16 protein-coding genes and 1 pseudogene are annotated in these 17634 nt (G+C 66.1%); 9 read left to right on the forward strand and 8 right to left on the reverse strand.

Annotated elements, in window-relative coordinates; genetic code table 11:
• Positions 1–416, forward strand: a pseudogene (locus A2Z13_09980) (hypothetical protein).
• A gap of 15 nt (positions 417–431) precedes the next feature.
• On the opposite strand, the gene A2Z13_09985 reads toward A2Z13_09980, so the two are convergent.
• The 3 genes from A2Z13_09985 to A2Z13_09995 form a co-directional block, all read right to left on the reverse strand.
• Positions 432–902 (reverse strand): tRNA (N6-threonylcarbamoyladenosine(37)-N6)-methyltransferase TrmO, encoded by a 471-nt coding sequence (locus A2Z13_09985; protein OGP77917.1) that lies wholly within the window; start codon positions 900–902, stop codon positions 432–434.
• Between the two features lie 15 nt (positions 903–917).
• A complete protein-coding gene (locus A2Z13_09990; protein OGP77918.1) occupies positions 918–1796 on the reverse strand; it encodes a hypothetical protein in 879 nt (292 codons plus the stop codon).
• A 113-nt stretch (positions 1797–1909) separates the two neighbouring features.
• Positions 1910–3076, reverse strand: coding sequence for a hypothetical protein (locus A2Z13_09995; GenBank protein OGP77919.1), 1167 nt, complete (start codon positions 3074–3076; stop codon positions 1910–1912).
• Positions 3077–3179: 103 nt separating this feature from the next.
• On the opposite strand from A2Z13_09995, the gene A2Z13_10000 reads away from it, so the two are divergent.
• The 7 genes from A2Z13_10000 to A2Z13_10030 all read left to right on the forward strand — a co-directional run bounded on the left by A2Z13_10000 (position 3180) and on the right by A2Z13_10030 (position 12310).
• On the forward strand, positions 3180–3470 hold the full coding sequence (locus A2Z13_10000; GenBank protein OGP77920.1) for an asparaginyl/glutamyl-tRNA amidotransferase subunit C: 291 nt from the start codon (positions 3180–3182) through the stop codon (positions 3468–3470).
• A 1-nt stretch (position 3471) separates the two neighbouring features.
• Positions 3472–4935 carry an aspartyl/glutamyl-tRNA amidotransferase subunit A gene (gatA, locus tag A2Z13_10005; GenBank protein OGP77921.1) on the forward strand — a complete coding sequence of 488 codons (1464 nt, stop codon included), beginning with the start codon at positions 3472–3474 and terminating at the stop codon, positions 4933–4935.
• Between the two features lie 5 nt (positions 4936–4940).
• A complete protein-coding gene (locus A2Z13_10010; GenBank protein ID OGP77922.1) occupies positions 4941–6356 on the forward strand; it encodes an aspartyl/glutamyl-tRNA amidotransferase subunit B in 1416 nt (471 codons plus the stop codon).
• A 95-nt stretch (positions 6357–6451) separates the two neighbouring features.
• A complete protein-coding gene (locus A2Z13_10015) occupies positions 6452–6994 on the forward strand; it encodes a nicotinamidase (protein OGP77923.1) in 543 nt (180 codons plus the stop codon).
• Positions 6995–7014: 20 nt separating this feature from the next.
• Entirely contained in the window at positions 7015–8190 is a 1176-nt protein-coding gene (locus A2Z13_10020; protein OGP77924.1) for a nicotinate phosphoribosyltransferase, read from the forward strand.
• A gap of 2 nt (positions 8191–8192) precedes the next feature.
• Positions 8193–9224 (forward strand): S-methyl-5-thioribose-1-phosphate isomerase, encoded by a 1032-nt coding sequence (locus A2Z13_10025; protein ID OGP77925.1) that lies wholly within the window; start codon positions 8193–8195, stop codon positions 9222–9224.
• Complete coding sequence (locus A2Z13_10030; protein OGP77926.1) at positions 9221–12310, forward strand: hypothetical protein; 3090 nt, start codon at positions 9221–9223, stop codon at positions 12308–12310. Before A2Z13_10025 ends, A2Z13_10030 begins: the two co-directional genes overlap by 4 nt.
• On the opposite strand, the gene A2Z13_10035 is transcribed toward A2Z13_10030, so the two are convergent.
• The 5 genes from A2Z13_10035 to A2Z13_10055 all read right to left on the reverse strand — a co-directional run bounded on the left by A2Z13_10035 (position 12307) and on the right by A2Z13_10055 (position 16601).
• Positions 12307–12513 (reverse strand): hypothetical protein, encoded by a 207-nt coding sequence (locus A2Z13_10035; GenBank protein OGP77927.1) that lies wholly within the window; start codon positions 12511–12513, stop codon positions 12307–12309. The genes A2Z13_10030 and A2Z13_10035 overlap by 4 nt on opposite strands.
• A 144-nt stretch (positions 12514–12657) precedes the next feature.
• Positions 12658–14214 (reverse strand): hypothetical protein, encoded by a 1557-nt coding sequence (locus A2Z13_10040; GenBank protein ID OGP77932.1) that lies wholly within the window; start codon positions 14212–14214, stop codon positions 12658–12660.
• Between the two features lie 34 nt (positions 14215–14248).
• On the reverse strand, positions 14249–14980 hold the full coding sequence (locus tag A2Z13_10045) for a 7-cyano-7-deazaguanine synthase QueC (protein ID OGP77928.1): 732 nt from the start codon (positions 14978–14980) through the stop codon (positions 14249–14251).
• Positions 14977–15615 carry a hypothetical protein gene (locus tag A2Z13_10050; GenBank protein ID OGP77929.1) on the reverse strand — a complete coding sequence of 213 codons (639 nt, stop codon included), beginning with the start codon at positions 15613–15615 and terminating at the stop codon, positions 14977–14979. The genes A2Z13_10045 and A2Z13_10050 overlap by 4 nt, the downstream gene beginning before the upstream one ends.
• A gap of 65 nt (positions 15616–15680) precedes the next feature.
• A complete protein-coding gene (locus A2Z13_10055; GenBank protein OGP77930.1) occupies positions 15681–16601 on the reverse strand; it encodes a branched chain amino acid aminotransferase in 921 nt (306 codons plus the stop codon).
• 135 nt (positions 16602–16736) lie between these two features.
• Here A2Z13_10055 and A2Z13_10060 point away from each other — a divergent pair.
• Positions 16737–17634: hypothetical protein (locus tag A2Z13_10060; GenBank protein ID OGP77931.1), on the forward strand; the 898-nt coding region annotated here is incomplete at its 3' end.

The raw sequence follows: 17634 nt of genomic DNA on the forward strand, positions 1-17634 counted from the left end.
ATCTGGAGTTGCGGCGTCAGATCGTGGAGCGGGTGCTGGCGTTCGAGCGGGACGCCCCGGAGTTTTGGCACCGGTGGACCCGCGAGGACGAGGCGCTCCGGGATCGGCTTGTCGAAGCCAGGGGGAGACTTCCCTCCATCGAGGTTCCGGACCACATTCTGGGAGCCGTGGTGGAGGTGGTCGCCGACCTGGGGGTCGCCGGGCATCGGGGGGACATCACGATCCTCAAGTGCGCCAAGGCGCTGGCCGCGATCAAGGGGGTCACACCACCGGATGAGGAGTGCCTGGCGGACGCCTTCCGCCTGTCTCTTCCCCACCGGCTGAAGGAGGACCCCTTCGACGAGGCGGCCTCCGGGAGGCGGCGCCTGGACGCAGTGCTCTCCCGCTTCGGCGTGCAGAAGCCCGGCCGCGCCTGAAGGTCTTCCGGCGGTTTAACCGTCCAGTTCGGGCGAGTGCGGCTTGATGTCGACGACCGGCGTGCCGTCGATCGCGTCCATGCCACGGACCCGAAGCACGTTCCCCTCGATCTCTAGCAGCTCCACGGTGTGGAGCGAGATCGGGTTCGGGCGGTGCGGGGAACGGGTGGAGAAGACGCCCCGCTTCGGGAGGTCCTCCTCTCCGCGCGGGTGGACCTTCATCAGTCCTCGATCCGCCTTGTGCATCCAGCACAGGACGATGATCTTGCCTGTAGGCCCTCCATGCCCGCCCTCCGGCGCCGGCCCGCCGGTCCGAAGGACCCGCCGTTCGAGCCCATCGAGCCCCTCCGCGTACTCCGGGTAGACGACGACCTCGGCCTCGGTCCCGGAAACCGCCCCCTGCTTCGGCGCCTCCTCGAGCGACTTGACCGCCGAGCGGACGACCCCGATCGGGACGAGACGAACCTCCCGTTCCATATCGTCCATCCTTCTAAAGGTTTGTCAGTAATCCGACCGCCGGAAAGGGATTCCGTTGTCCGTAAGATAGCTCACGAGCAGCTCGGGATGGATCGCCACGCCGAGGTTCAGCGACAGGACCTCGTCTTCGGACCGCGCCTTGCCCGGCGTTCTGGCGAGAATGCGGATCGAGTGCATGTCCGTCCGGCTCTGGACCCCCCATAGGGTCCCGCGCGAGTCGAAGAGGGGTCCACCGCTCTGGCCTGTTATCCCCGGGGAGGAGGTTTCGAGGAATTTGATATCGTACCGGCCGTCGGAGGACTTCCCGGCGGACAGCGTCCTCGTGTAGATCCCCTCCGTCGGAAACCCTGCAAGCGGCAGGGGTCCCGTCGCAAACCGGAACTCTCCGCCGGATTCGTCGTACGAAACCTTGATCCGCTGGAACGGGTATCCGAGCTTGCATAGGGTCGTTCCGACATCAAGGGATACGGGATCCTTGACGACCGGGAACGGCCGAAACCTCTCGGGATCGAACGGTTCCAGCCGGCCGACGGCCAGGTCCGCCTCGGGAAGCAGTCGGATCTCCCTCAAATGGATTCCGTCGCACCCCCACCAGAACGTGACGTTCGTGACCCATTTCGGATTGGCTTTCAGCCGGGAGATCTTCTGCCGCTTTTTCTGGCAGGTGAGCCGCGGATCCTGCCGGATGGCGAGGATCTTCCCGGAATAGTCGGAAATCTCCCGGCAACTCCGCTGGAGGGCGTCCTCCGCGGCAAGCAGGTGGGCCGCGGTCGCAATCCACCCCTGTTCGTTGAGGACGACGAAGGCGGCACACCCCCATTTGGTCGTCCGGTCGAAGTGGCGGCGCGCCATGATGACGGGATAGGTGTAGCGTGAGGCCAGCTTGCAGGCGGTTGCGAACATGGGGACCCCCCCGCGTGCCAGGGGAAGACCGGGTGACAGGCCGACGACCGTCCATGGGCCCAAGCAGATCCCCATTCTACCGAGGATCTCCTAGATTCGCAACCACGAATATTTCAGTACAGTCCGTACTGGAGCAGCCGGCAGTCGATCGGGCCGTTCATGAGCGGGAACCGGCGGGAAGCCTTGAGGCCGATGTACCGCGTGGCGGCCGGATTCCCCGACAGGATATAGGCTGTCCACCCAGCGCACCGTTTTTTCAGCGCCTCGCCCATCGCCCTGTAGAAGGCCGCGACCTCTTCCCCTTCCCCGGCCATGCGGAGGCCGTACGGCGGGTTGCAGAGGATGACGCCCGGCGGTTTCCCCGGGGAAAAATCGCGAATGTCGCAGACGCGGAACGAGAGGAGATCCGGGATCCCCGCCTTTTTCGCGTTGCGCCCCGCTCCCCGGATCGCTTCGACGGAAATGTCGCTCCCCTCGATCCGGCCGATCCCGCTCCGGTGGACCGCATCCCCGGCTTCGGCGACCAGCGACGCCCACTGTTTCGGCCGGTAATCGGAGAGGTTCTGGAACCCGAACGAGGCCCGCAGCAATCCGGGGGCGGTGCGGGTGGCGATGAGGGCCGCCTCGATGAGAATCGTCCCCGCCCCGCACGCCGGGTCGGCAAGCGGCAGATGCCCGTCCCAACCGGACAACAGGACGATCCCCGCCGCAAGGGTTTCCCGAAGCGACGCCTCCACCGGCTCGGCGCGGTACCCCCGCCGGTTGAGGCTATCCCCGGAGGTGTCCAGCGAGAGGGTGCAGTCGTCCCGCAGGATCCGAAGGTGGACCCGCACCTCGGGAGCGGCGGGGTCGACGTCGGGACGCGCGCCGCCCGCCTCCCGGAACCGGTCGACGACGGCGTCCTTGGCTTTCTGCGCGGCGTAGTGGGAGTGGGTCAGTCCCGATTCGCGCACCGCGGCCTCGACCGCGATCTTCCTGCGGACGGAGAAGAGGTCGGGCCAGGGGACGGCCTTCACCCCCTCATAAAGCGCCTCCGGGGTGGGTGCGGGGAATTCGGAGAGGGTCAGCAGGACCCGGTTGGCGGTCCGCAGCCACAGGTTCGCCCGATAGCAGAGTTCGCGGCTGCCGGAGAAGGATACGCCGCCGGTGACGGCCGAGACGTGCTTTCCACCCAGCCCCGTGATCTCCTCGGCGAGAACCTCCTCGAGTCCCTTCGAAGTCGTCGCAAAGTAGGTGCAGGTAGCCACGCGTCCATCATACCTCCTTGAAGGAGTGTCCACCCCCCCGCGATTCTATGATAGATTTAAAAAACGCGGGGCGGGAAAGCCGCCCCGTCCTTTTCTTGAAAAGGCAGCGTCCAACCGCTTCAGCCGGGGGATTCCGATGGCGATCACGCGGGAAGAGGTATTCCACGTGGCGAGGCTGGCCAGGCTCGCCCTCTCGGAGGCCGAGGTGGACCGGCTCCGGGACCAGCTCGGAAACCTCCTCGATTACATCCGTCAGCTGGACACCCTCGACACCAGGAACGTCGTCCCCACCTCCCATGCCGTGGAAATGGGCACGCCGTTCCGGGACGATTCCGTCCGCCCGTTCGGCGACAAGGAGGCGATCCTGGCAAACGCCCCCGACCGCGTCGACGACTTCTTCCGCGTGCCGCGCATCATCGAGGACTAGAATGCACGAATGGACACTCCTCGAGGCAGCGGCGAAGGTCCGCTCCAAGGAGGTCTCCTCCCGCGAGCTGACCCGCGTGCTCCTCGACCGGATCGAGCGGGCAAACCCGAGGATCAACGCGTACATCACCGTCCTTCCGGAGAAGGCGATGAAGGATGCCCTGGCGTGCGACGAGGCGCAGGCCGGGGGAAGTACGCTGGGACCACTGCACGGGGTCCCCGTGGGCCTGAAGGACATCTTCTGCACCCGCGGGATCCGGACCACGTGCGGAAGCCGGATCCTGCACAACTTCCTCCCCCCGTACGACGCCGCGGTTACGGAGAAAATTGCCGCCTCCGGCGCGGTCCTCCTGGGAAAGCAGAACATGGACGAGTTCGCAATGGGCTCCTCCACGGAAACCTCCCACTTCGGGCCGACGCGGAACCCCTGGGCGCCGGACCGGATCCCGGGCGGCTCCTCCGGGGGGACGGCGGCGGCGGTGGCAGCGGGCCTGTGCTTTGCGGGTGTGGGGACCGACACCGGCGGCTCGATCCGCCAGCCGGCATCATTGTGCGGGGTCGTCGGGATCAAGCCCACCTACGGGCGCGTATCCCGGTACGGGATGATCGCCTTCGCATCCTCCCTGGACCAGGGCGGACCCGTAGCCCGCACCGTTCCGGATGCGGCGGCGATGCTGGGCATCATCGCGGGGCACGACCGCAGGGACTCCACCTCGGTCGACCTCCCCGTGCCGGACTTCCTGGCGGCGACGCAGAAGGACGTCAGGGGGCTTAAGGTGGGGCTCCCACGGGAGTATTTCGAGGGGGGAGGGCTCGACCCATCGGTTACGGCCGCCGTGGAAAAGACGCTCGCCGCGCTCGTGTCCCAGGGTGCGCAGGCGGTGGGGATCTCCCTTCCCCACACGGCGTTCGCCCTGTCGGCCTACTACATCCTCGCGCCGGCGGAAGCCTCCTCCAACCTCGCCCGGTACGACGGCGTGCGGTACGGCTACCGCGCCACGAGCGAGGGGGGGCTGATCGAGATGATGTCGAAGACGCGGGCGGAGGCATTCGGCGCGGAGGTGAAGCGCCGCATCATGATCGGGACCTACGCGCTGTCCGCCGGATATTACGAGGCCTATTACGGCAAGGCACAGAAGGTCCGGACGCTCATCCGCCGGGACTTCGAGGCGGCGTTCTCGAAAGTGGACGCGATCCTTACCCCCACGGCGCCCACGCCGGCCTTCCGCCTCGGGGAGAAGATGGGCGACCCGCTGACGATGTACCTCTCCGACATCTTCACGATCCCGTGCAACCTCGCCGGGATCCCGGGGATCTCGGTGCCGTGCGGGATGTCCGCGGAAGGGCTGCCGATCGGCGCCCAGCTGTTGGGGAATCTTTTCCGGGAGGAGACCCTGTTCACGGCCGCCGCGGCGATCGAGCGCGCCCTCCCGCTCCCGCGGCTGGCCCCGCTCGAAGGGGAATGAGAGCGATGGAGTTCGAAGCGGTCATCGGGCTGGAGGTCCACGCCCAGCTGTCCACGCGGAGCAAGATCTTCTGCGCCTGCTCCGCCGGCTTCGGGGCGCCGCAAAACGAGAACACCTGCCCGGTGTGCACCGGCATGCCGGGGGTTCTCCCGGTCCTCAACCGCAGGGTGGTCGAGTTCGCCATCCGGACCGCTCTCGCCACCTCGTGCGCGGTTCAGAAAAAGAGCGTCTTCGCCCGGAAGAACTATTTTTACCCCGACCTGCCGAAGGCGTACCAGATCTCCCAGTACGAACTGCCGCTGGCCCTGGCCGGACACATCGACATCGAGGTCGACGGCGCGGCGAAACGGATCGGCATCACGCGGATCCACATGGAGGAGGATGCCGGGAAGCTCGTCCACGAGGGCGAGTTCGCGGGGGCGCAGGCCTCCCTTGCGGATCTCAACCGCTGCTCCGTTCCGCTCATGGAGATCGTCTCCGAGCCCGACCTGCGGTCGCCGGAGGAGGCGGGGGCCTATCTGCGCCGCCTGCGGGACATCCTGGTCTACCTGGAAGTGTGCGACGGGAACATGGAGGAGGGCTCCTTCCGCTGCGACGCCAACGTCTCCGTCCGTCCGAAAGGGCAAACGGAGTTCGGGACCAGGGCTGAACTCAAGAACATGAACTCCTTCCGGAACGTTGAAAAAGCCATCGAGCATGAAATCCGCCGCCAGAGCGAGCAGATCGAGGACGGAGGGAAAGTGAACCAGGAGACGCGGTTGTGGGACGCCGCAGCCGGCGTCACGATCCCGATGCGCGGGAAGGAAGAGGCCCACGACTACCGGTACTTCCCCGACCCCGACCTTCTCCCCCTGATCGTGGACGACGCGTGGGTGGAGAAACTGCGCAAAACGATTCCCGAGCTGCCGGGGGAGAAGATCGCCCGCTTCGTCAAAACGTACGGGATCCCCCGGTACGACGCCGGGCTGCTTTCCTCCTCCCGCCCGCTGGCCGATTTTTTCGAGGCTTCGGCGGCCGTGTACGGCGCCAACCCCAAGGTCACCGCCAACGAGTGCATCCACTGGAAGGACGCCATCGCCACCTGCAAGCTCTCCCCGGAGACGGTCGCCCACGCCGTGGAAGACCGGGAGACCGGAGCGATCTCGGCCACGGCCTCCAAGACGCTGGTCGAGCTGGCGATCCGGACCGGGACGCCGATCCGCCGGCTCCGCGACGAGATGGGTCTGACCCAGGTCTCCGATGCGGGGGCGCTCGAGGAAACCGTCGCGAAGGTCATCGCGGCAAACCCCAAAGAGGTGGAGAGCTACCGCAACGGGAAGTCCGGGCTTCTTTCCTTCTTCGTCGGGCAGGTGATGAAGGAGACCAGGGGCAAGGCCAACCCCAAGATCGTGCAAGAGGTGCTCAAGAAGAAGCTCGGTTAGGGGGACCGGGGTCGGGGTCCTTCCGGGTTGCCGGTGGTAAAATCAGGGTGTGGACAAAGCCGGCCGTTGCCGGGGGAGAGGAAGGAGGGACGGGGATGGCTCCTTCGGATCGCGCGCTTCTCGTCATCGACATGCTGGAGGATTTCGTCCGTGCCGGGGCGCCGCTGGAGGTGCCGGAAACGCGGAAGATCCTGCCCGCGGTGCGCCGCCGAATCGCCCGGGCGCGAAAAGCAGGGGAGCGGGTGGTTTACGTGTGCGACTCCCACCTTCGGCACGATCCCGAATTCGCGCGCATGGGATGGCCTCCCCATGCCGTCGCCGGAACGCCCGGAGCCGCTGTCGTGGCGGCGATCTCCCCGGAGCCCGGGGATGTCGTCGTGGACAAGAAGACGTACTCGGGGTTCCACCGGACCTCGCTCCAGTCCGTCCTGCGCCGGTACGGGGTCCGGGAGATCTCGCTTTCCGGCTGCGTCACCAACATCTGCATCCTCTACACCGCGGCCGACGCCGCCATGCGCGGCTACGACGTGACCGTCGACGAAACGCTCGTGGCGGGGCTCGACCCGAAGACGCATGCCTTCGCGCTCGATCAGATGGAGAAGGTCCTGGGCGTGCGGGTGATCCGCCGCCGGGAATAACCCTCGAGAGGGAGGAGCGATTGGACCCTATCCCCAGCTGGGAAGAGATTCGGCGAGGGGACACGACCGACGTCTATTTCCGCCATACCATGGAGGTCCTCCGGAAGGTGGGGAAGGACCGCGCCCATGTGAAGGCCGAAGCGTTCGTCAAGCGATTCCCGGCGGGGTACGACTACGGGATCCTGACCGGAATGGACGAGATGCTCCCGCTCTTCTCCGGGCAGGAGGTCGACGTCCGGGCGATGGAGGAGGGGTCGCTCTTCTTCACGGGAGAGCCGGTCCTTTCCGTCGAAGGGCCTTACGGCGCGTTCTGCGAGATGGAGACCGCGATGCTCGGCATCCTCTGCCAGGCCTCGGGGGTGGCCACCAAGGCGTCCCGGATCAAGCATCTGGCCGGTGAGAAGACGGTCTTGAGCTTCGGCGCGCGCCGGATGCACCCGGTTCTTTCCACGATCATCGACCGGAACGCCTTCATCGGCGGGATCGACGCGGTGTCGGTCATCCGCAGCGCCGAGTATCTGGGCGAGTCGCCCGTCGGCACGATGCCCCACGCGCTCATCCTTGTGCTCGGGGACACGGTTGCCGCATTGCGCGCTTTCGACGACGCCGTGGATCCGGCGGTCCCGCGCGTCTGCCTGGTCGACACGCTCCAGGACGAGAAGTTCGAGGCGGTCCGCGCGGCGGAGACCCTGGGGAAAAAGCTCGCCGCCGTCCGGCTGGATACCCCCGCATCCCGCCGCGGAAATTTCCGCAGGCTCATCCAGGAAGTCCGTTGGGAGCTCGACCTCCGGGGATTCGACCACGTCCGCATCCTGGCCTCCGGCGGACTGGGCGAGGAGGACATCCGGGACCTTCTCGACGTGGCGGACGGTTTCGGCGTCGGGACGTGCATCAGCAACGCCCCGACCATCGATTTCGCGCTGGATATCGTCGAAGTGGAGGGCGTCCCGTTCGCCAAGCGGGGAAAGCATTCTGGGGGAAAGCAGGTCGTCTCCTGCCCGTCCTGCTCCTCGCGGAAGGTCGTCCCGGAGTCCGCAGCGAAACCGCGGTGTGCCTGCGGCGCCGGGATGGAAGGCCTGCTCCTGCTTGCGATGAGGAGAGGAGAGGTCCTTGCGGCCTGCCGCTCCCCGCGCGAGCTCCGGAAGAGGGTCCTCGACCGGGTGGCCCGCTTTCATTCCCGCAGGGAAGAGGAGTGACCTTGCCGTTTCGCACCCTGGAGTGGACCCGGGACGCCCTGCTCCTCCTGGACCAGCGCATTCTTCCCGAAAAGGAATCGGTCCTGCGCTACACGGACGCCGCAGGCGTCGCCGATGCCATCCGGACGATGGTGGTCCGCGGGGCGCCGGCGATCGGCGTGGCGGCGGCCTTCGGGCTGGTGCTCTCGGTGCGGGCGGACGACAGGGCGAATCGCCCGTGGAGGGAAGCGTTCCGGGAGGCAGCGGAGATGCTCGGCGCGACGCGGCCCACCGCCGTCAACCTCTTCTGGGCGATCGAGCGGATGCGCAGGGCGGCGTCGGCGCTGCCGGACGATCCGCGGGAGGCGAGGTGCCGGCTGGAGCGGGAGGCCGTCGCTATCTGCGAGGAAGACGTGGAAGCCAACCGCCGGATGGGGGCGCACGGGGCGAAGCTCTTCTTCTCCGGAACCTCGGTGCTCACTCACTGCAACGCGGGGGCGCTTGCGACCGCCGGCTACGGGACGGCCCTCGGGGTGATCCGGGCGGCGGTGGCCGCGGGCAAGAGGATCCACGTCTACGTCGACGAGACGCGGCCCTTCCTGCAGGGGGCAAGGCTCACCGCTTGGGAGCTCATGAAGGACCGGATCCCCTGCACGCTCATCACCGACAACATGGCGGCGAAACTGATGGGGGACGGGAAGATCCAGGCGGCGATCGTAGGCGCGGACCGGATCGCCCGCAACGGCGACGTGGCGAACAAGATCGGCACCTACGGTGTGGCGGTCCTGTGCCGGGTCCACAAGATCCCCTTCTACGTGGCGGCTCCCTGTTCCACGATCGACCCGGCGATCCGCACGGGGAAGGAGATCCCCATCGAAGAGCGCGACGGGAGGGAAGTGACCCACCTGATGGGGAGACGGGTCGCCCCGGAAGGGGTGACCGTCTGCAACCCGGCCTTCGACGTCACGCCGGCGCGTTACGTTTCCGCTATCGCGACCGAGAAGGGGGTCCTGCGCCCTCCGCTCTTCCGCGCCATCCGGGAACTCTTTCGGTGAAATCCCCGGCAGGCCCACCCGGATCCGCTCCTCGCTCCCTTCTCGACCGGCTGATGGCGCTCGGCGTGGAGAACACCGCGCGCGCCCTGCCGCTGGTCGAGGACATCCGGAAGCGGCTCGGGTGGGGAGAGGCGAAGCTGGACGGCGTATGGGAAGGGGCCTCGACCGCCCCGGACCCGCTGGCATTTCTTCTCAACCTCTCCAAGCTGGCCGACTCCCTGTCCCCGGAGGACCTGTCGTGCGTCCTGTCCCGCCCGGCGGGGCTGCCGGTGCTGGGCGCGCTCCTCGGGGGATCCGAGTTTCTCGCAGACCAGATCGCGAGGCGGCGGGAAATCTTCTCGTTTCTCTTCCTGGAGGAAGGGTTCCGGCACCGGGTTCCCGGCGAGGAGCTTCTTGCCGAGGCGGTTGGAGCGGCGCGCCAATCCGGGACGGAAGCAGAAGTCAAGGCCGCCCTTCGCCGCATCAAGCTGCGCGAGGTGGCGCGGATCGCCGCGCGCGACCTCGCGGGGCTTGCCCCCCTGGCCGAGGTGACGGAGGACCTCTCGGCGCTCGCGGCGTCGGCCCTGTCCGGCGCGTTGGAGTTCGCCCGCCGCCAACTCACGGAGCGGTACGGGGTGCCTCGGGTCGACGGGGGGAACGGCAGGGAGTGCGGCTTCGTCGTCATGGGGATGGGGAAGCTTGGCGCCTTCGAGCTCAACTTCAGCTCCGACATCGACCTCCTCTACCTCTACGAAACCGACGCAGGGATGACGGACGGCGGCAAGGAAGGGAAGCCGATCACCCTTCATCAGTACTTCGTCCGCCTCTCGGAGATGGTCACCCGCATCGTCTCCGAAATCACGGAGGACGGCTTCGTCTTCCGTGTGGACCTGCGGCTTCGCCCCGAAGGGATCAAAGGGGATCTTGCGAACTCCCTCCGCTCCGCCGAGATCCATTACGAGTCCTGGGGCCAGACGTGGGAGCGGGCGGCGCTGATCAAGGCCCGGCCCGTCGCGGGAGACCTCGCCGTGGGCGAGGAGTTTCTGCGGACCATTTTTCCGTTCGTGTACCGGAAATACCTTGATTTTACCTCCATCGAAGAGATCCAGGAGATGAAGGAGCGGATCCACCTTGCATCGACGCGCGCCCGCAGGGGCGACAGGGACCTGAAGCTGGGCGTCGGGGGGGTCCGGGAGATCGAGTTTTTCGCACAGGCCCACCAGCTGATCTATGGGGGGAAGAACAAGGCGCTCCGCGTCCGCGGGACCCTTTCGGCGCTTTCGGCGCTGGCGCAGCAGGGGATCATCTCCGAAGAGGAGCACGTCTCCCTCGGGGAGGCGTACGCCTTCCTGCGATCGCTGGAACACCGGATCCAGGTCCACCAGGAGCGGCAGACTCACGTCCTCCCCCAGAGGGAAGAGGATCTCCAGCGTCTGGCCCGGACGATGGGGCTCCCCGGGGGAGAGGCGCTTCTTTCGGCCCTGGACCGGCACACCGGGAACGTCCGCACGATCTACGGGCGGCTCTTCCGGGGAGTTGCGGAGGAGGTTCCCTCCGACGTTCCCCTCGACGTCCAGGCGCTGTTTTTCCCGGAGCTCGAGGAAGAGGAGGCGGCCTCCCGGCTCAAGACGCTGGGGTTTTCCGATCCCGAAGCGGCCTGCAGGAATCTGGCCTCCCTCCGGGAAGGCCCCGCGTTCGTGCGCCTTCCCGCCCGGGCAAGGCGGTACCTGGAGAAGATCGCCCCCGCGGTGCTCGCCCGCGTGATCCGCACGCCGGACCCGGACATGGCGCTTGCCCACACCGAGCGCTTCCTGGCGGCGATCGGCGCGCGGACGATGTTCTACGCCATGCTCTTCGAGAACCCCCGGGTCATCGACGCGCTTGCCCGGCTGTTCGGAAGCAGCCGCTTCCTGTCCGGTTATCTCCTGCGCCACCCGGAGCTATTGGACACCTTCCTCAAGCAGGACCTGGCCGCCGTCGTAAAGACGAAGATCGAGCTGCGCAGGGAGCTGGGCGAGATCCTGGTCGCCTGCACGGACTTCGAGCAGGAGATGGACGAGCTGCGCCGGTTCAAGAACCTGGAGACCTTGCGGATCGGGACCCACGACCTGGCGGGCAACCTCTCCCTCGAGGAGGGGATGTACCAGCATTCCGCCCTGGCGGAGGTCCTGCTCTCTTACGCGCTCTCCCTCGCCCGACGCGAGGTGTCGCGGCGGTTCGGCGTCCCCACGGTCGCAGGGAACGCGGGCGGAGAGGAGTCCCGTTTCTGCGTGCTGGGGATGGGAAAGCTCGGGGCGGAGGAGCTGTCGTACCACAGCGACCTGGATATCATCTTCCTCTACTCCGGAGCGGGGGAAACCGTGCCCGCGCCGGATGCCGACCCGTCGGACTTCCGGAAGGTGACCAACCACGAGTATTTCGCGAAGGTGGCCCAGCGGCTGATCACGCTTCTCACCACGGTGACACGGGAGGGGTACGTCTACAAGCTCGACACCCGGCTTCGCCCCTCCGGCAACGCCGGGCCGCTGGTCTCCTCGCTGGCCGCGTTCGAGACGTACCACGAGAATTCCGCCCATCTGTGGGAGCGCCAGGCGCTGCTCAAGTGCCGCTTCGTGGCGGGGGACCGCGAGTTCGGGAAGGACGTGGAGAAGAAGGTGGCCCGGTTCATCTACGACCGGCCGCTCCCCGCCGGTGCGGCGGTGGAGATCCACCGTCTCCGGATGCGGATGGAGGTGGAGCTGGGACGGGAGCGGACCGATCGGCTGAACCTCAAGGTGGGCCGGGGCGGGGTCGTCGACGTGGAGTTCGCCACGCAATACCTGCAATTGCTGCACGCCCCGAAGATTCCCGTCCTCCGTTCCCGTTCGACGTTCAAGGTCCTCTATGAGCTGATGCGGGCGGGCATCCTCACCGTGGAGGAGTTCCAGGCGCTGGACGGCGGATACCGGTTCCTCCGCGCCCTGGAGATCAAGCTGCGCCTTTCCCACGACGCCTCCATCGAGCAGTTCGACCCCGCGGGATTCAGCCCCGCGGTGATGGAACGGTACCGGAAGGAAACCGAAGGGATACGGAAGGTCTACCTGAAGGTTCTGGGGCTACCCGGCTAACCGATCTCGTCGTCGGGGAAGTCGAATAACGGGAGCCGTTTAATCCAGTCCAACGGCACACCGTGAACGGCAGGCGGAGGACCGGACCCCGACTCGACGTCCAGAACCGCGTTCCGGATTTCCATCAGCAGCTGGACGTTGAAGCCGCCGACATCCTCCCAGTTGGAGGGCCGCCCCCGCTTATTTTCATAAAAGTGCGCCACGTTGTCTTCTCCTGCTGATTAGAACGGACGGGAAGGGCAAAAGATTCAGTAAAAAATTCCCCCCCGGCTGTTTTGCGAAAGAATCCTATCGGCCGGGCGAGGAATTGTCAAAGGGAAAATCGAGAAAAGGGAAAATCGAGAAATTTACGATGCGAAGGGTCCGGTTGGCAGATGGAGCCGGTTCTGCGGATTGCGCGTTTCGCCGACGGAGGTTACCCGGATCCCCGCGAGGTCGACCACCGGGCACTTGTACTCGCAGATGCCGCACCCGATGCACAACTCCACGACGACGACGGGGACCTGCACGATGCGACCTCCTTTTCCCGGGCGTTCGGTGAAGACGATTGCCTTCTTCGGGGTGGGACAGTGTTCCTCGCAGACGATGCAGGGGGTCCCCTGCGCGAAGGGGATGCAGCGCGACGGGTCGACGAAGGCCAGCCCGATGACCGTTTTCTGCTTCTCCGGCAGGGAGAGCTTCCGGATGGCGGAAGTGGGGCACACCTGCCCGCACAGCGTGCAGTTGTATTCGCAGTAGCCGATCTTCGATACGAGCGTGGGGGTCCAGATCCCCTCGAATCCCGCCGAGAGCAGCGTCGGCTGCAGCCCCCCCGTGATGCAGACCTTCATGCACTCGCCGCACCGGACGCACCGGGAGAGGAAGTCGTCCTCCGGCCGCGATCCGGGGGGACGGACCAGTTCGGGGGCGGGACGGGCCGCCGCGGGAGAGGTTTTCATCACCGCAGTTGCCGCCACACCTGCGGCGAGGGCCGTCAACGCCGCGCGCCGGTGGAGGTCGAGTTTGTCCTCCGTCCTCCGCGCGAACGAGAATTTCCACTGAAGCGCCCCTTCCGGGCAGGCCGCCGTGCAGTTGAAGCAGGTTACGCACTCGGAGGGGGACCAGTTCTTTTCCGTGTGCGGGTTGGCCCCGCCTGCGCAGACGTCGCGGCAGCTCATGCAACGGGTGCACTTCTCGTTCATCGAGAGCTGCATCAGCGAGGAGCGGGAAAAGAGCCCGAGCAGCCCGCCGAGCGGACAGACGAAGCGGCAGAAAAAGCGCGTCCGGCGCCGGTTGAGCGAGAGCACCAGGAGGAAGAGAGCGAAGAATAGGAACGCCTGGTCGAAGCGTGCCGGGAAAAACGAAAGGAAGTGGTCCCGAAGGAACGTGTAGGCGCCATCGAAGAGATCCGAGACCGGCCGCCAGGGGAGGCGGAACCCCCAGTCGAGGAACCCCCGCAGCAGAACGTTCACGGCGGGCATGACGGACAACGAGAGCGACCGGATGAGGAACGAGATCGGGTCGAGCAGGCCGGAAAGCTGGATGCCCATCAGCGCTGCGCCGAAAAAGAAGATCAGCACGGCGAACTTCCACCGTGCCCCCCTGGTTTTGACTCCCCGCTCCGGGACGAGCTTCCTGCCGGTAAAACTCACGGCGTGGTGCAGCGTCCCGAACGGGCAGATCCAGCCGCAGAACGCCCGTCCGAACAGCAGGGTCACCGGCACGAACAGCAGGGCGAGGAACAGGCTCGCCGGGAGTTTCCAGGCGGAGACGAGGGACGTGAGAAACACGAGAAGGTCGGCGTCCAGGAAGATCTTGACGGGATAGCCGAGCTCGTTCTTCCCGTCGTAGTCGGTTTTTACGAGGAGAACGAGGAACAGGAGAAGGAACGTACCCTGCGAGATGCGGCGGGCGAGCTGCTTGATGTCGGTTCCGGGGGTCAAGGGCTTCATCGTCGGCTCAGTAGGAGGGCCGGACCCCGCCCGCGCCCGGACCTCCTGTCCGGTCGGATTCTCGCTCATACTCGATCGGGTCGGAAACGCCCGCCTCCGCGAAGGCCCGCAATCTCAGGGCGCACGAGTCGCACCGGCCGCACGCCTTCTCGCCTTCCCGGTAACAGGACCAGGAGCGCCCGAACGGAACGTCGAGGGATTTCCCCATCAGGACGAGGTCCTTCTTCCTCAGGCGGACAAACGGGGCCCGGACGGCGATCCCGCTCCCCTCCTTTGTCCCCAGGCGGATCGCCTCGTTCATCGCTTCGTAGAATTCGGGCCGGCAGTCGGGATAGCCGGAGGAGTCCGCCATCACCGCCCCGATGTAGACGTTTTTCGCCCCGATCACCTCGGCCCACGACACGGCGATGCACAAGAAATGCGCGTTGCGGAAGGGGACGTAGGTTACGGGAACCCCGTCGCGGGAAAGATCGGGCTGGGGGATGGCGATTCGGGGGTCCGTCAGGGCGCTGCCACCGATCACCTTCAGATACCCGATGTCGGCCACCAGCCGGTCCCTGACCTTGAGGTGGTCGGCGATCGCGTGGAAGCAGGCAAGTTCCTTCCGCTGGGTGGGCTGGCCGTAATTCACGTGCAGGAGGGCGATCTCGCTCTCCCGCAGGGTGAAGGCCGCCAGCACGAGGCTGTCCATCCCGCCGCTGACGAGCACGACCCCTTTCGGTTTGGGCGGAACGGTCATACCCCTCTCGCGTCGGGGCCCCAGACGAGCCTGTGGAGCTGGAGCTGGAACCGGGCGGTGAGCCCGTCGCCCACCATCCACCCGGCGAGCTTTTCGGGCGCCAGGAACCCGAAGGCGGGCGACAGCAGGACCGTGAACGGAGCCTTCACGCAGTATTTCGCCATGATTTCCTTGGCGTATCGATAGTCCTCCTCGGAGGCAATGACGAACTTGACCTCGTCGTGGGGCGTCAGCGTGGAGAAGTTTTCCCAGAGCATCTTCCGGACCTCTCCCGAGCCGGGGCACTTGACGTCCATGACCTTGACCGCACGGGGGTCGAGAGGGCCAAGCGGAACCGTGCCGTTGGACTCCACGAGGACGGTGAACCCCCGGTCCAGGAAGGCCGTGACCAGATCGATGGCTTCGGGCTGGAGGAGCGGCTCCCCGCCGGTGACGGTAACCCGCGGGATACCGAAAACCTCCACCCGCGTGATGACTTCCTGGAGGGAGAACTCCTCCCCGCTGTCATAGGCATAGGTCGTGTCGCAGTACCGGCACCGGAGGTTGCAGCCGGTCAGCCGCACGAAGGCGAAGGGAAGCCCGACGTGCGAGGTTTCCCCCTGGATACTGGCGAAGATCTCGGTGACGCGAAGCATCCTTCGATTTTAGCAGAAGGCGGACGCGGCTCTTGGAACAAGTTTCCGCGTGCCCCCGAGGGGCCTCACTTTAGGGTGTCCAGCCAATGCAGGAACAGCGCGTCTCTCCCGCGCACGATGTCGAAGAACTTCTCCTGGATTTGCTTCGTGACCGGGCCCGGCTTCCCCGTCCCCACCCGCCGGTCGTCGACTTCCCGCACGGGAGTGATCTCGGCCGCCGTGCCGGTAAAGAACATCTCCTCGGCGATGTACATCTCGTCCCTCGAGAACCGCATTTCCTTCACGGGGAGGTCCAACTTGTGCGCGATCGTGAGCACGGAGTCCCGCGTGATCCCCGGCAGGATCGAGGTGAGGGGCGTGGTCTGGAGGATTCCGTTCCGGACGATGAAGATGTTCTCCCCCGATGCCTCGGCCACGTATCCTTCCGTGTCGAGCAGGACCGCCTCGTCGTAGCCGGCTTTCACCACCTCCCACTTGGCGAGAACGGAGTTGACGTAGTACCCGTTGATCTTTCCCTTGGTCATCGCCGTGTTGACGTGGTGCCGGTTGAAGGAGGAGACCTTGGCGCGGATCCCTTTTTTGAGTCCCTCGTCTCCCAGGTACGACCCCCACGGCCAGACGGCGATGGCCACATGGACGGGGTTCGTGCGCGCGAAAAGCCCCATCTCCCCTTCGCCGATGAATACGATGGGACGGATGTACCCTTCGACGAGGCTGTTGGCGTGAAGCGTCTTCCGGATGGCCTGGCAGATCTCCTCGGGGGTGTGGGGGACATCCAGCGTCAGGATGTGCGCCGAGGCGAAGAGCCGGTCGACATGCTCCTTGAGCCGGAAGACCGCCGAGGCTCCGTCCTCGATCTTATAGCAGCGGATCCCCTCGAACGCCCCGACCCCGTAGTGCAGCGTGTGGGCCAGCACGTGGATGCGGGCGTCGTCCCAGTCGACGAGCTTGCCGTCCATCCAGATCTTCTTCATTTTCTGGACCACGGTCGCCCCCCGAGAAAGTGATGTGCTATTCTTGCAAAGTAGTTCCAAGCCTGTCAATTCAAGCGGGGATCGGTACGGTGCGATGGAGCGTCCCATTCCCGCAACCGAAGATCTCAAGGACTCGCGGCGGGCACCATGGTCGATGTTCCTCGCAGCGGAGAGTCGGACCGCAAACGACTCCGGACCGCCTTTTTTTCCCTGGGCAGCGCCGTCACCCTGGCCTCTTCCAAGTTCGTCGTCGGCGTCCTCTCCGGCTCGCTCGGTGTCCTCTCGTCGGCCTTCGACAGCCTGGCCGACATCTTCATGTCCGCCGTCAACCTCCTCTCCATCCGGAAGTCGATGGATCCCGCCGACACGGACCACCCCTACGGGCACGGGAAGGTGGAGACGCTCGCCACCGCGTTCCAGGCGACGGTCATCGCCGCCACGGGCGGATGGGTCATCCGGGAAGGCGTCCACCGGCTGATCGAGGGGAGGGTCCCGGAATCCGCGGACCAGGGCATCGCCGTCATGGCGGTTGCGCTTGTGGCCTCCTGGTACATCTCGAGGCGGATCCGCAAGGCAGGGGAGGAGACCGGCTCCTCCGCCCTGGTGGCCGACTCGGTCCATTTTGCCACCGATGTCTACACGAACGCGGGGATCCTCGGTTCGCTCCTGGTGTTCCGGTTCACGGGTTGGGCCTGGCTGGACCCGGGAGTGGCGCTCCTGGTAGGCATCTACATCCTGGTCATCGCGGCGAAACTGTTTCTCTCGGCGATCCAGGACCTCATGGACCGCGGACTTCCCGAGGAGACCGTGGAAAGGGTGCGACGGATCATCGACGAACACCGCCCGTTGATCGTCGATTTCCACGACTTGAGGACGCGCCGGGCGGGTTCGGAGAAGCACGTCGATTTCCACGTCGTCGTCTGCCGGGAGTACAAGCTCGAAGACGCCCACCGGGTCGCAGATCACCTGGAAAAGGAGGTCCAGCAGGCCTTGGGGAAGGCGCACGTGGTGACCCACATCGATCCGTGCGACCTCGAGTGCCCCG

It is taken from the genome of Deltaproteobacteria bacterium RBG_16_64_85 (genome assembly GCA_001798885.1).
Taxonomy (GTDB): domain Bacteria; phylum Desulfobacterota; class Deferrimicrobia; order Deferrimicrobiales; family Deferrimicrobiaceae; genus FEB-35.